The sequence below is a fragment of the Pseudomonas sp. CM25 genome (assembly GCF_013179705.1).
Taxonomy (GTDB): Bacteria; Pseudomonadota; Gammaproteobacteria; order Pseudomonadales; family Pseudomonadaceae; genus Aquipseudomonas.
Window position 1 is genome coordinate 1 of record NZ_JABMCW010000647.1, and the last position, 1267, is coordinate 1267.

2 protein-coding genes are annotated in these 1267 nt (G+C 62.5%); both read left to right on the forward strand.

From position 1 onward, the window contains the following. On the forward strand, positions 1–475 hold a 475-nt coding region (locus tag HP546_RS30355; protein WP_172233609.1), incomplete at its 5' end, for an SUMF1/EgtB/PvdO family nonheme iron enzyme. Positions 476–600: 125 nt separating this feature from the next. Next, a partial coding sequence (locus HP546_RS30360; RefSeq protein ID WP_172233612.1) for a secretin and TonB N-terminal domain-containing protein occupies positions 601–1267 on the forward strand: 667 nt, incomplete at its 3' end.

Consider the following 1267-nt stretch of genomic DNA (forward strand, 5'->3'; position numbering starts at 1 on the left):
CTACGACGAAGTGCAGGCCTACACCCGGTGGCTGGCGAAAACCACCGGCAAGCCCTACCGCATGGTCAGCGAAGCCGAACGCGAATACGCCGCCCGCGGCGGCTCCGCCGGTGCGTTCCCCTTCCCCTTCGACGAGCCGGGCAAGTACGAGATCAGCAAGCACGCCAACACCTACGGCCCACGCGATGGCTACACCTACACCGCCCCGGTGGGCAGCTACCCGGCCAATGCCTTTGGCATGTACGACATGCACGGCAACGTCTACGAGTGGGTTGCCGACTGCTACCACGAAAGCTATCAAGGCGCCCCCGCCGACGGCAGCGCCTGGATCCAGGACCCCAAGTGCATCCGCGCGCACATGCGTGGCAACGACTGGGGCGAGCCGCCGATCTTCTCGCGCTCGGCCAACCGCAACGACCGCCTCAAGACCACCCGCGGCGACTTCCTCGGTTTTCGCGTAGCACGCGAACTGTGAAGTTGTGACGCGGTTAACGCAGCGCCGACAAAAAAATCGCCAATAAGAATCGTTCCGGTTTTTTGCAGGTGCTGCGTCCCATAGCTGACATAGAAAAAAACCCTCTGCCAACGAGACCGCAATAGATGTCCAAGTCCTTGCCCGGCCCGCTCAACCCGCTTGCCAAAGCGTTACTGATCCGTCATTCCCTTCGCCCACAGCGCGCGTTGTCGCGCATTGGCCTGGGCATGGCCCTGTCCGGGGCGCTGGTTGCCCAGGTGCAGGCGCAGGAATGGACCCTGGATATTCCTGCGCAGTCGATGAACTCGGCGTTGCAGGCGCTGGCCAAGCAGACCGATACCCAGTTGCTGTATAGCCCGGAAGATATCAGCGGGGTCCGCTCCGCTACGCTGAAGGGGCGTCACGACCTCGCCTCGTCGCTGCGTATCCTGCTGGGGGGCAGCGGCCTGCGCTATCAGATCGACGGCGACACGGTCACCGTCACGGCGAGTTCAGCCGCAAAGGACGGCCAGGTCGAGCTTTCGGCGACCAACGTCAATAGCATGGGCCTTGGGGCCACTACCGAAGGCACGGGTTCCTATACTACTGGCGTCACCAGCACCGCCACTCGCATGAATCTGTCTATCCGCGAAACGCCGCAGAGCATCAGCGTTGTCACCCGCCAGCAGATGGACGACCAACACTTGGCAAGCATCACCGACGTGTTGAAGCAGAACCCGGGCATCACCATGTCCCAGGACGGTGGCGAGCGTTTTCACATTTACTCGCGCGGCTCGGAAATCAGCACGTACC